The following is a 13,204-nucleotide window of genomic DNA, read 5'->3' as shown; positions in this document are numbered from 1 at the left end:
AAGGTGGCGCTTATTGCGCCGCCTTATCCATTTGAGCAACTTCCTGGATATAGCCCATCAGCTCTTCACGCAGCTCATCGCGCGCCAGAGCAAAGGCAACGGTCGCCTGCAGGAAGCCAGCTTTGGAGCCACAGTCAAACCGCTGACCACGGAAGCGATAGCCATAAACCGGAACATCGTTTGCGATGTCGTCTGCAATCGCATCTGTCAGCTGGATCTCACCACCGGCGCCCTGCTTTTTCTTGTTCAGGTTTCTCATCACGGTCGGGGACAGAACGTAGCGACCGATAACGGCCAAGTTGGACGGTGCTTCATCCGGTTTTGGCTTCTCAACCATGCCGCGGGCTTCGACCACGGACCCCATGTCGTTTTTGACGTCCAGAACACCATAAGCCGAGGCTTTTTCCGGTGCGACTTCCATCGCTGCAACCATGTTGCCGCCGGTCTCTTCATAGGCTTCGATCATTTGCTTCAGGCATGGCGTTTCTGCTGCAATCACGTCATCAGGCAAAATTACCGCAAAGGGTTCGTTTGCGATCAGACGGCGAGCACACCATACCGCGTGACCCAGACCCAGCGCCTGGTGCTGACGGATATAAGCAATCGCGCCGGAATCCATGTTGGTCTGCTTCAGCGTTTCCAACAGCGCATCTTTGCCTTTTTTACGCAGCTCCTGCTCAAGGATCGGCGAATGGTCGAAATAGTCTTCCAGAGCGCTTTTGCCGCGAGATGTCACAAAGATAAATTCTTTGATCCCAGCAGCGCGCGCTTCATCGATGGCGTATTGGACCAAGGGGCGGTCCACCAAAGTCATGATTTCTTTTGGAACGGATTTGGTTGCGGGCAGGAACCGAGTGCCAAGACCAGCAACTGGGAAAATAGCTTTTGTAACTTTCTTACGCATAACTCGCTCTCTTTTTCATACACAATGACCGCTGTCACAGTAGAGGACAAGGGGTCGGTTCTTCACTTTGGCCTTCCGACAAGCCCGATGGCTTAGGAGGAGAAATCAATCGGCTGACCAGTCATCCCACTGTTAACGGTACAGTAACTTCGAACTATTTGTACCTAACCATGTGGGTATTGGTTAAACTTCTCGGCAAACTATTCCCGCTTCTGATACATTAACGGTCAAGTCCGCACACTCTTTAGAGTTCGTGTACAACAGATACATGTCGGCGGGCTGCGTCAAAGCCGGATCGGCAAGAATCCCCCCTTTAACGTCTATTGATTCTGTGTCCCAAAGTTTATTCTGACAAACCTTGGGACACAGCATGGCTGATTAAGCTTCTTTCAGCTCAACACCGGGTGCATATGCGATAAAGAAGGGATTTGCGTAACCCTCTTTGCCGTATTCAAGGGGTTCGTGATTGTCAAAACGCACAACCTTACCACCCGCGCCCAACAGAACGGCATGTCCAGCGGCGGTGTCCCACTCCATGGTGCGGCCAACACGCGGGTAAATATCCGCTTCACCGGTCGCCACCAGGCAGAACTTGAGCGAAGACCCAGCACTTTTGCTGTCTTTCACGTTATACTTGTTGATGTAGTCGTCGGTGGCTTGATCGCGGTGGGATTTAGATGCCACAACCATCAGCGCATCGTTGTCGCTATCGGCAACCTTCAACACTTTGGTTTCACCAATTGTGTCCGGGTCAAAGATGCCGGTTTCTTCAACCGTTGTGCCATCAGCCAAGGTAAAGAACATCCGGTTCCGCGCCGGTGCATAGACCACGCCGCGCGTTGGCACGCCTTTTTCGACCAAAGCGATGTTCACAGTAAAATCGCCACGACGGTTGATGAATTCTTTGGTGCCATCCAGCGGGTCAACAATCAAAAAGGTCTCGCCACGTTCTTTGTGCGATGCAGACTGTTCTTCGGTGACCAGCATCATGTCTGGAAATGCAGCCCGCAAACCATCCGATATCAACGCATCTGCTGCTTCGTCAGCAACGGTGACAGGGCTCTCGTCAGATTTAACTTTCACCTCAAAATCATCAGAGTTGTAGATCTCCATGATTTTGGCACCGGCTTCGATCGCCAGCTTGCGAATAACTGGGATCAGTTCGTCATAAGTCACACTAATTCTCCGCCTAACGGTACAAATTTGAAAACTTTCTCAAAGCCTCTTATGGTACTCAGGCAACGGAACAGCAAGAATTCCGTGTCATATTAAGCAGCAATCAGCCCAATTGGTTCCAATGTTTCAGCAACGCCCAACTAAACCCTCTTTGTTCTTTGGTCTCCTTCAGATGACCGAGGTGGTGTTTCACGCCATCGTGCGCAGCGTGCGATCCAAACACAACAACGCACTGATGGCGCTGGGAACTACGATTTTTCAGGCGGTTATGTTTGTCGTTATCTTCTTTGCGATGTTTCAGATCTTGGGCGTGCGTGGGTCTGCAATCCGCGGGGATTTCCTTGTGTATGTCATGACCGGGGTGTTCCTGTTTCTAACCCACACCAAAGCCGTGAGCGCCGTGGCCGGAGCCGAAGGGCCAAGCAGCCCGATGATGCAACACGCGCCGATGAACACAATTGTCGCCATCTTATCGGCCGCCATCGGGTCCCTATATCTGCAAACCTTATCGTTGTTTATCATCCTGTTCGGCTATCACGTCGCGTTTACGCCCGTGGTGATCGAGGATCCGATTTCCGCCTATGCGATGATGTTGCTGGCCTGGCTGACCGGTTCCTGTGTCGGGCTGGTTTTGTTGATTATGAAACCCTGGGCCCCTTCCCTGGTTGGGATCTTCTCCACGATCTATCAGCGCGCCAACATGATCGCCTCTGGTAAAATGTTCCTCGCCAATACGCTGCCGTCATCCATGCTGGTTATGTTTGATTGGAACCCGCTGTTTCACTGTATCGACCAGGTGCGGGGCTATACGTTCAAGAACTATAACCCGCATTTCAGCAGCTGGGAGTATGCGTTGACCGTGGCCCTTGTTCTGTTGGTTATCGGGCTCATGGGTGAGTTTTACACCCGCCGCAAAGTGTCGCTCAGCTGGAGTGCGCGGCGCTAAGACCTCAGGTCACCACGCGCATTGTCAGGTTGATACGCCCCCCTTTGGGCAACAGACGCGAAGATTTGAACCGAATCCGATCCACCCCGTGGTAGGTCAATCGCGCCTCGCCCCCCATAACCACAACATCACCCGAGCTCAGCCAGATCGATTCTGTCTTACCGCCGCGGGTGGCATTGCCGATCCGAAACAAGGCATCATCCCCCAGGCTCACCGACAGAACCGGGAAGGTGAAATCCGCCTCATCTTTGTCCTGATGCATCCCCATCCGCGCAGATTCGCCGTAGTAATTCACCAAACAGCATTCCGGCAGGCGTTCGGCAGAAACGTGCTTGCGCCACAGATTCAACAGAACAGCTGGGATATCGGGCCAAGCTTGCCCCTTTGGGTGGCTGTCGACGTATCGGTAACCGGTCGCGTCTGAAAACCAGCCGAACTGACCCGCCGATGTCATCCGCACCGACATTTGCCCGCCCGTCGGCACCTTTGGAGAAAACAAGGGCGCGGCTTTCAACACCGGGCGCAAAGCCTCCACAATTTCACTCTGCTCAGTCGGTGACAGGCTGTTTTTGTGGATTTCAAACCCCCGAAGGCGGAGCAAAGGCATCAGTCTTATTCCATTCTTAACCATATCCCTTGCAAAAACCGTGCAGAACGGCGACATGCGGCGTGCTGAGGCGGTTGCAGGGACGAATTGTGCTCCTTATATACGCTTCGACGCGGCATGGTTTAAGCCAAACACGCCGTGATCGGGGTCAGGATGCCACAACGGGTTCGGGCCTCGCGTAATCGCCTTAAAGGAAAAAAGGGATCGAAGATGAGCAAAGTTATCGGGATCGACCTGGGTACAACGAACTCTTGTGTGGCCATCATGGACGGCTCGCAGCCCCGCGTTATTGAAAACGCCGAGGGCGCACGTACCACCCCGTCGATCGTAGCGTTTACCGACGAAGAGCGTCTGGTGGGTCAACCTGCAAAACGTCAGGCCGTGACCAACCCGGACAACACAATTTTTGGTGTGAAGCGTCTGATCGGCCGCCGCGCAGATGACGCGGATCTGGCCAAGGATAAAAAACACCTGCCGTTCTCCGTCATCAATGGCGGCAATGGCGACGCATGGGTTGAAGCCAAGGGTGAGAAATACTCCCCGTCGCAAATCTCTGCCTTCATTCTGGGCAAGATGAAAGAGACCGCCGAATCCTACCTCGGCGAAGATGTGACCCAAGCGGTTATCACAGTTCCGGCCTATTTTAACGACGCCCAGCGTCAGGCGACCAAAGACGCCGGTAAAATTGCCGGTCTGGAAGTTCTGCGGATCATCAACGAACCAACCGCAGCCGCGCTGGCCTATGGTCTGGACAAAGAAGACACCCAAACCATCGCGGTTTATGACCTTGGCGGTGGTACCTTCGACGTGACCATCCTGGAAATCGACGACGGCCTGTTTGAAGTCAAGTCCACCAACGGTGACACCTTCCTGGGTGGTGAAGACTTTGACATGCGCATCGTGTCCTACCTGGCGGATGAGTTCAAAAAAGAGAACGGCGTCGACCTGACCAAAGACAAGATGGCTCTGCAGCGTCTGAAAGAAGCCGCTGAAAAAGCCAAGATCGAACTGTCTTCAGCCAGCCAGACTGAGATCAACCAACCGTTTATCTCGATGGATCCGGGCACCGGCCAACCGCTGCACATGGTCATCAAACTGACCCGTGCCAAGCTGGAAAGCCTGGTCAACGACCTGATCAAGAACTCCATGAAGCCTTGCGCCGCAGCGTTGAAAGACGCGGGCCTGTCCGCCTCTGACGTGGACGAAGTGGTTTTGGTTGGCGGTATGACCCGTATGCCGAAGGTTATCGAAGAGGTGACCAAGTTCTTTGGCAAAGAGCCCCACAAAGGCGTGAACCCGGATGAAGTGGTGGCCATGGGCGCCGCAATTCAGGCCGGTGTTCTGCAAGGCGACGTCAAAGACGTTGTTCTTCTGGACGTGACACCGCTGTCCTTGGGAATTGAAACCCTGGGTGGCGTGTTCACCCGCCTGATCGACCGCAACACCACGATCCCGACCAAAAAGTCTCAGGTCTTCTCGACCGCCGAAGACAACCAGAACGCCGTAACCATCCGCGTGTTCCAGGGTGAGCGTGAAATGGCTGCGGACAACAAGATCCTGGGCCAGTTCAACCTCGAAGAAATCCCGCCCGCACCGCGCGGTATGCCGCAGATCGAAGTGACCTTTGACATCGACGCCAACGGCATCGTGTCTGTCGGCGCCAAAGACAAGGCAACCGGCAAAGAGCAGCAGATCACGATCCAGGCGTCTGGCGGTCTGTCGGATGACGACATCGAAAAGATGGTAAAAGATGCAGAAGACAATGCCGAGGCGGACAAGGAACGTCGCGAGCTGATCGAAGCCAAGAACCAAGCCGAAAGCCTGGTGCATTCGACCGAGAAGTCGATCGAAGAGCATGGCGACAAAGTGGACCCGTCCACTGTTGAGGCGATCGAACTGGCCGTAGCCGCTCTGAAAGACGATCTGGAGAACGAGAAATCCACCGCTGAGAAGATCAAAGGCGGCATCCAGAACGTGACCGAAGCAGCCATGAAGCTGGGCGAAGCGATCTATAAGTCACAGGCCGAAGAAGCAGGCGAAGCAGAGCCCGCAGCAGCAGATGAAGCTGCCGGTCCGGGCGCTGACGATATCGTCGACGCTGAATTCGAAGACCTGGACGACGATAAGCGCTAATCTTGGTTTTGGCCAAGACGGGCCGGTCCGGACCCCGGACCGGCCCGCTTTCGTTGAGGCAGTAGGGGTAGACCGATGTCAAAACGTGACTATTACGAAACTCTCGGCGTGGCCAAAGGGTCCAGCGCGGATGAGATCAAGAAAGGGTTTCGCAAGAAGGCCAAAGAACTGCACCCCGACCGGAATGCTGACAACCCGGATGCGGAAGCCCAGTTCAAAGAGGTCAACGAAGCCTATGAAGTTCTGAAGGACGCCGAGAAGAAGGCCGCTTATGACCGCTTTGGTCATGCAGCCTTTGAGCAAGGTATGGGCGGCGGCCCGCGTGGTGGTGGCCAAGGCTTTGGCGGCCAGGGCGGCGACTTCTCTTCGGCCTTCTCGGATGTGTTTGATGACCTGTTCGGCGACTTTATGGGCGGCGGACGTGGCGGCGGTGCCGGTGGCGGACGTCAACGCGCATCCCGTGGCGCCGATCTGCGCTATAATCTGCGGGTGACGCTGGAAGATGCTTTTGCGGGTATCCAAAAAACCATCAAGGTGCCCACTTCGGTGCCCTGTTCGTCTTGTGACGGCACGGGGTCCGAAGGCGGCGCTGAGCCCACCACATGTCCGACCTGTTCCGGCATGGGCAAGGTTCGCGCGCAACAAGGGTTTTTTACGGTGGAGCGCACCTGCCCCACCTGTTCCGGCCTCGGCCAGATCATCAAGAACCCCTGTAAGACCTGTCACGGTCATGGCCGCGTTGAGAAAGAACGCGCGCTGTCCGTGAACATTCCGGCAGGTGTCGAAACCGGTACACGTATTCGCCTGGCTGGCGAAGGCGAAGCCGGTCTGCGGGGTGGCCCTCCGGGTGACCTTTATATCTTTGTTGAAGTCGCAGCACATGATTTGTTCGAGCGTGAAGCCGACAATCTGTACTGCCGGGTTCCGGTCTCGATGGCCAAAGCGTCCTTGGGCGGTGCCATCGAAGTGCCAACCATCGACGGTGGACGTGGTCGGGTTCAAATCCCCGAAGGCAGCCAATCAGGTCGTCAAATGCGCCTGCGCGGCAAGGGCATGCCCGCCCTGCGCGGCGGCGGTGTCGGCGATATGTTCATCGAGCTGGCGGTTGAAACGCCTGTCAACCTCACCCCTCGGCAAAAAGAACTGCTGCGGGAGTTTGAGGAAATCTCGGAAGAGAACAACAATCCCGAAAGCCGCAGCTTCTTCTCTTCGGTGAAGGGCTTCTGGGACGGGATGAAAGGCTAACAAGGATGACGCTCCCTTCGGGGGGCGTTCTTCGTTTCGGACTGCCGGTAAATCTGCGTCAAACCAACTGGGGTCGTCGTCGCGTTAACCCCGTGGCAAGGCTTATGGCGAAACCTTGGCCACATGAAACAGCCCCGCGGATTTCAGGACAAACCACTCCCGTTGTTTGGGGACGGTCAACAGCCAGACCGGCCGCCCCCCGTTGCGGGCAAACTTCCATCCTATATCCGCGATCATCGGGCCCGGCTGCGGGAACGGTTCATGCGCGGCGGTGCGGCGGCAATGCCGGATTATGAGCTTTTGGAGCTGGTGTTGTTCCGCTCCATCCCGCGCAAAGATGTCAAACCCTTGGCGCGGCGGCTGCTTGATCAGTTCGGCGACATCAACCGGGTCATCACTGCACCCCCCGAACGTCTGGCCCAGGTGCCCGAGGTCGGCGACGGCGTTATCACCGATTTCAAGATTCTGGCGGCCACAGCCCAACGGCTGGCACGGGCGCGGATCATGCAGCGGCAGGTGATCTCCAGCTGGGATGCGCTTTTGGATTATTGCCACACCAGCATGGCGCATCTGGAAACGGAACAGTTTCGCGTTTTATACTTGGATCGCAAAAACGTCCTGATCGCTGATGAAGAGCAGGCGCGCGGCACCGTGGATCATGTTCCGGTCTATCCGCGTGAGGTTGCCAAACGCGCATTGGAACACAATGCCAGCGCCATAATCTTGGTCCATAATCACCCCTCAGGTGACCCAACCCCCTCCGACAGCGATATCGCGATGACCGAACAGATTGCCGCTGCGCTGACCCCGCTGGGGATCACGGTGCATGATCACCTGATCATTGGAAAGTCACAGGAGCTGAGCTTTCGCAGCCACGGTTACCTGTGAGGGTCAGCGCACCCAGACCTCCACCCGGCGGTTCACTTTGCGGCCCCAATCGCTGCTGTCGCAGGCCATCGGCATCGCTTCGCCAAAGGCTTCGACAGACACATTCACTAGGGACAGATCGATCGTCTCACCGGTTTGGATCACAGCATCCCGCACCGCCGTCGCACGCCTCAGCGCGATATCGCGGTTTCCGGCGGCGGGCCCTTCGCCATCAGAGAAGCCGACAAAGGTGATATTGCGCCCATCATAGACACCTGCGGCCAGATCTCGCGCAAGCTGTTCGATATTGCCACGCGACTGCGCATCGGGCCGCGTCGATCCCGTTTCAAACCGAAAGGTGGTCGTCAACCGGTCCATCCCCTGCAAGGCGTCGACCATGCGCGAAAGCTCAGGCAATCCAACCTCGGATCCGGCAGCGGAAATGGCATTGGCAAGCCGCACACCTTGACGGTTTAACGCGATATGCTCTGGCGCTTGGTCGACAAAACCCGCGCGACGGATTACGATCTGCGCCGCAGGACCCCGGACATAGGACAGAAACTCACGCCCGATTTTGGGCAGGCGGCGGGCAGGCAGATACAGGAACAAAGGAGCGGTGACCGGGTAATCCTCGGTCTTGATCGCGCGCCGTCCGACTTCAAGCGCAAAACCACAGGGTCCGGTCAACCGCAGAGGGCGCGCAGAGCCGGTCTGGGAAAAAAGCCCAACACCAAGGGCAAAACTGTCGATGGACACAAACCGCGCCAACGCATCCATCCGTTCATGCTGCTGTGCAGTGGACAGAACATCGACGGACAAGCCGAACTGATCCTCGATCGATTGGGCGATACCAACACCGCTTAGCGGCAGATGCAGCGAGATGGGCGCATCCGGGCCACCCAACACGGACCAATTGGTGACCGTCCCATTGAGCACAGCCGCCAGTTGCGACAGATCGATGTCCTGAACCGGATTATCCGGCGCGACCATTGGCACCAAAGCATCCAGCGCCAATACCCGGCTGCGCGACGGAACGCTAAGGTCACCCATTCCCAGGCTTTGCGCCCGGTCCAGCTCGCTTGGTCGGATCTCTCGCTGGGCCATGACGATATCAGCGGCATCATCCAGCAAATCAGCAAAGCCACGATCCGTATTGGCAACCGCAAAGACAAACCGGGCTGCCGTTGTGCCTCCGGGGCGGCGCAGGAGATATTCAAAATTATCGTCACGCAGCCTATTGCGGTGCGTCTGATAGCCGTTGCGCAACGCATATCCTTCGATCAGCGCAGGCAATAGAATTTCAGCCATGGCCGCAGATCCAGACAGTGTAATCTCGGCAACAAAATCTGACAGGCTGGGGCACCCGGGACCGTCACAGCTGACCCCGGATCCGTCGACGGTCAGTTCGCCAAATTGGGTATCCACCCGATAAAATTCGCCGTCAAAGCCAAGCAGATTGCCAGTGATCTCCACAGCGCCATCAGGGGAGGAGAGCGTGACATCCTGCGCGGCTGCGGAATTTAAATGGATCAAGAGAAAGAGTGCGGCGGAAACCACCGCACGAAGGATTGCCATGAGAAGCCCTGATAAAATCGCGTTTTAATTCGCCGCGATTGTCAGGTTTTCGACAAGATTATTCAACACCAGAAAGTCACCGTTGGCATCGCAACTTGGCATGTTGAGCACAAGGTCACGGCTGCGCAGGGTTCCATCGCGCAGATCCAGTGTCTGCGCCGCCAGAGTTTGGTCGCAGTTCAGATCGGTGATCTCTGCTTCGACGGTCAATTCAACGGGTCCGGAAGCCGTTATCCCTTTCGGCAAACTATAGACTTCGGCCATTAACGGGCTGTGCAGGGATGCGTCGCCCAACAGGTAAACAGCCCCCGCACCGTTAGATGCAGCCCCGGACCAGACATGGCCCGTTTCGCCGTAGGATGCACCAAATTCACGCGCGTGCAGCTCAAACCCGCCGGTTCCGCCCCACTGCAGAACCACCCGGTCAAATGCTGAAAAGTCAGCAATCGTCTCAACCGCGCTGGCGCTATGACCATCTGACGTTTCAACCAGAAAGACCGCGCGTTCCTTGAGCGCGGGTAAGACCACGGTTGCGCGTCCCTCAACGTCCAAGGCGATTTTGAAAATCATGCCGCTGTGATGAACGGTTACGCCCTGATTGCTCGAACAGGGAGCGGACATCGCCAGTTCAACCATCGCATTGACCGATGGCTGCGTGTCCAGAGTGATCTCACAGGTTGGTAGAACGTCACGCGACGCTTCCGGCGCGACCTCAACCACATGTGGTGCCGCTGTCAGCGTGATGTTTTCCAGAACCAAGGGAACCTCAGGATCATCCGGCAATGGGCTGGGATCCTGTGCAGCGGCAACAGACGTGCTGGTAGAAGGGAGTGTTTTCTCCAGAATTTGGAACAGAACCTGCGGCTGCATCGACAAACCGATGGACAAGGCAGCGCAGAGCGTTGCACCTGCCAACATCATTACGCGTGGTTTCACCATCCCGGCCTCCTGGACTCATTGGGTTAAGGAAGCATGGACAAAAAAGGTGGCCAACTCGTGGCCACCTTTCGACGAAATCTTGTAGGTTTTAGTTAAACCCAAGCGGTCAGCTGTGGCGACCGTGGCAATGTTTGAACTTTTTGCCGGACCCGCAGGGGCATTTGTCGTTGCGCGACGGGTTGCCCCATGTGGTTGGATCGTTTTCGTCAAACCCTTCCAGAGGTTCTTCCACCAACTCGACCGGAGCGGCCACAGGCTGTTGCATGGCAGCCTGACGCGCGGCCATCTCCATCAACATCTGGCGCTGCTCTTCTTCGGTGATCGGACGCACGTGGCTGATCTGCTTGGTCACATCTTCACGCAGGCTGTCGAGCATGTTTTCAAACAGCTGGAACCCTTCGTTTTTGTATTCGTTCAGCGGATCCCGCTGGGCGTAGCCCCGGAAACCAACAACCGAACGCAGATGTTCAAGGGTCAGAAGATGCTCACGCCACTTGGCATCGATGGTCTGCAGCAGCACCTGTTTTTCAATGTTGCGCATGCCTTCGTCGCCAAAGGAGTCAACCTTTTCAGCCATTTTGGCATCCGACGCTTCGATCAGGCGTTCGCGGATCTGTTCGTCATCCACGCCTTCCTCGGCGGCCCAGTCCTGAACTGGGACATCCAGGCCCAGCTTTTCCTTCACGGCTTCATGCAACCCATCCATGTCCCATTGGTCGGCATAGGTCTTGGGCGGCATATGCACGTCCAGCAGATCGTCCACGACTTCGTCCCGCATATCAGAGACAACATCCGCCAGATTGTCGGCGGCCATGATCTCGCGGCGTTGATTAAAGATCACCTTACGCTGGTCGTTCATCACGTCGTCGAACTTCAGAACGTTTTTCCGCATGTCAAAGTTGCGGCCTTCGACCTTTGCCTGCGCGCGCTCCAGCGATTTATTGACCCAAGGGTGCACAATCGCCTCACCCTCTTTCATGCCAAGGGTCGACAGCATCTTGTCCAAACGCTCGGACCCAAAGATACGCATCAGATCGTCTTCGAGGCTGAGGTAGAAACGGGTCAGACCTGGATCCCCCTGACGACCAGAACGGCCACGCAGCTGGTTGTCGATGCGGCGGCTTTCGTGGCGTTCGGACGCCAGCACACACAGGCCGCCAACCGACAGAACTTTCTCTTTCTCGGTTGCATGTTTCGCCTCTTCTGCAGCACGCAGCTCAACAGGGTCGGCGTCTGGGTTGGCTTCCAGCGCCGTCATCACCTTGATCTCGACGTTGCCACCCAGCTGAATGTCAGTACCGCGACCCGCCATATTGGTTGCGATGGTCACCGCACCCAAACGGCCCGCATCCCCCACGATCTGCGCTTCCTGCTCGTGATGGCGGGCGTTCAGAACGTTATGTTCGATGCCTTCCTTTTGCAGCATCTGGCTCAGCAGTTCGGATTTCTCGATCGAGGTGGTGCCCAGCAGAACCGGCTGGCCTTTTTCATGCGCCGCTTTGGCGTCATTGATCATGGCCTGATATTTCTCACCGGCGGTCCGGTAAACCTGGTCGTCCTCATCCTTACGGGCAATCGGCTTGTTGGTCGGAACTTCAACCACGCCAAGGCCGTAGATCTCCATAAACTCTTCCGCTTCGGTCATCGCGGTACCGGTCATGCCGGACAGCGTGTCATAAAGACGGAAGTAGTTTTGGAAAGTGACCGAGGCGAGCGTGGTGTTTTCCGGCTGGATGCTAACGCCTTCTTTGGCCTCCAGCGCCTGATGCAAGCCTTCGGATAGGCGACGCCCCGGCATCATACGACCCGTGAATTCATCGATCAGGATAACTTCGCCGTCGCGGACAATATATTCCTTGTCTTTGGCAAACAGCTTGTGGGCCCGCAGCGCCTGGTTCACGTGGTGAACAATTGTGGTGCTTTCGGGATCATAAAGCGACGCCTCCGCGTCCAACAGGCCCCGTTGCCGCAGGATCTGTTCCAGCGCTTCGTTGCCCTCTTCGGTGAAGGTCACACCGCGCGTCTTTTCGTCAATCTCATAATGATCGTCGTTCAGCTCGGGGATCAGCTGGTCGATGGTGGTGTACAGATCGGACCGGTCTTCGGCAGGGCCCGAAATGATCAACGGTGTCCGCGCCTCATCGATCAGGATCGAGTCGACCTCGTCCACAATCGCAAAATTATGGTATTTCTGGAACACCTGATCCAAGCTTGGCTTCATGTTATCGCGCAGATAATCAAACCCCAGCTCGTTGTTGGTGGCATAGGTCACATCCGACCCATAGGCCGCCTGTTTCTGATCATCGGGCTGGCCGGACCAGATGACACCGGTGGTCATGCCAAGAGCCGCAAAAACCTTACCCATCCATTCGCTGTCGCGTTTGGCCAGGTATTCGTTCACCGTAACCACATGCACCCCTTTGCCGGTCAGCGCATTCAGATAGGCCGGGAAAGTTGCCACCAGGGTCTTACCCTCACCGGTTTTCATTTCCGAGATATTGCCCTGATGCAGGAAGACGCCGCCCATCAGCTGCGTGTCAAAGGCGCGCAGACCCAAAGCCCGCTTGGCCGCTTCGCGTACGTTTGCAAAGGCGTCAGGCAGGATATTGTCCAGGCTTTCGCCCTCCAACGCCCGCTTGCGCAGCTCTTCGGTCTTGTCAATCAGGCCCTGGTCACTGAGCTTCTCAAACTCGGGTTCCAGCGCGTTGATCTGTGCAATCAACGGCCGCGTCGCCTTGATCTTCCGGTCGTTCGGTGTGCCGAAAACCTTTTTGGCGAGAGTTCCGATACCCAGCATGTGTTCTCCAACGTG

10 protein-coding genes are annotated in these 13,204 nt (G+C 56.3%); 4 read left to right on the top strand and 6 right to left on the bottom strand.

The genetic code is table 11. The features are described from left to right. Positions 1-10: 10 nt before the first annotated feature. Positions 11-904, bottom strand: coding sequence for a UTP--glucose-1-phosphate uridylyltransferase GalU (gene galU, locus GFB49_RS07400; RefSeq protein ID WP_153215216.1), 894 nt, complete (start codon positions 902-904; stop codon positions 11-13). Positions 905-1,282: 378 nt separating this feature from the next. Further along, entirely contained in the window at positions 1,283-2,080 is a 798-nt protein-coding gene (gene cysQ, locus GFB49_RS07395; RefSeq protein ID WP_343032507.1) for a 3'(2'),5'-bisphosphate nucleotidase CysQ, read from the bottom strand. Positions 2,081-2,201: 121 nt separating this feature from the next. Between cysQ and GFB49_RS07390 the strand changes: the two genes are divergently transcribed. After that, positions 2,202-3,026 (top strand): ABC transporter permease, encoded by an 825-nt coding sequence (locus GFB49_RS07390; RefSeq protein WP_153215215.1) that lies wholly within the window; start codon positions 2,202-2,204, stop codon positions 3,024-3,026. Positions 3,027-3,030: 4 nt separating this feature from the next. On the opposite strand, the gene GFB49_RS07385 is transcribed toward GFB49_RS07390, so the two are convergent. After that, positions 3,031-3,633 (bottom strand): alpha-ketoglutarate-dependent dioxygenase AlkB family protein, encoded by a 603-nt coding sequence (locus tag GFB49_RS07385; RefSeq protein ID WP_153215214.1) that lies wholly within the window; start codon positions 3,631-3,633, stop codon positions 3,031-3,033. A gap of 210 nt (positions 3,634-3,843) precedes the next feature. On the opposite strand from GFB49_RS07385, the gene dnaK reads away from it, so the two are divergent. The 3 genes from dnaK to radC all read left to right on the top strand — a co-directional run bounded on the left by dnaK (position 3,844) and on the right by radC (position 7,899). Further along, complete coding sequence (dnaK, locus tag GFB49_RS07380) at positions 3,844-5,766, top strand: molecular chaperone DnaK (RefSeq protein WP_153215213.1); 1,923 nt, start codon at positions 3,844-3,846, stop codon at positions 5,764-5,766. A 75-nt stretch (positions 5,767-5,841) separates the two neighbouring features. Beyond that, complete coding sequence (gene dnaJ, locus GFB49_RS07375; RefSeq protein WP_153215212.1) at positions 5,842-7,011, top strand: molecular chaperone DnaJ; 1,170 nt, start codon at positions 5,842-5,844, stop codon at positions 7,009-7,011. Positions 7,012-7,134: 123 nt separating this feature from the next. Next, positions 7,135-7,899, top strand: a complete 765-nt coding sequence (radC, locus tag GFB49_RS07370; protein WP_153215211.1) for a RadC family protein — start codon at positions 7,135-7,137, stop codon at positions 7,897-7,899. A 3-nt stretch (positions 7,900-7,902) separates the two neighbouring features. Here the strand turns inward: radC and GFB49_RS07365 are convergent, their stop codons facing one another. The 3 genes from GFB49_RS07365 to secA all read right to left on the bottom strand — a co-directional run bounded on the left by GFB49_RS07365 (position 7,903) and on the right by secA (position 13,189). Beyond that, positions 7,903-9,453 (bottom strand): phosphate ABC transporter substrate-binding/OmpA family protein, encoded by a 1,551-nt coding sequence (locus tag GFB49_RS07365; protein ID WP_153215210.1) that lies wholly within the window; start codon positions 9,451-9,453, stop codon positions 7,903-7,905. A 24-nt stretch (positions 9,454-9,477) separates the two neighbouring features. Then, on the bottom strand, positions 9,478-10,392 hold the full coding sequence (locus tag GFB49_RS07360; protein ID WP_153215209.1) for a hypothetical protein: 915 nt from the start codon (positions 10,390-10,392) through the stop codon (positions 9,478-9,480). Positions 10,393-10,498: 106 nt separating this feature from the next. After that, positions 10,499-13,189: a preprotein translocase subunit SecA gene (secA, locus tag GFB49_RS07355; RefSeq protein ID WP_153215208.1), complete on the bottom strand. Its 2,691-nt coding sequence runs from the start codon at positions 13,187-13,189 to the stop codon at positions 10,499-10,501. Positions 13,190-13,204: the final 15 nt, after the last annotated feature.

Origin of the sequence: Tritonibacter litoralis (genome assembly GCF_009496005.1) — a bacterium.
GTDB classification, from domain to species: Bacteria; Pseudomonadota; Alphaproteobacteria; order Rhodobacterales; family Rhodobacteraceae; genus Epibacterium; species Epibacterium litoralis.
Note: the sequence above shows the minus strand (reverse complement) of the source record. Positions and strands in the feature narration are given on the sequence as shown.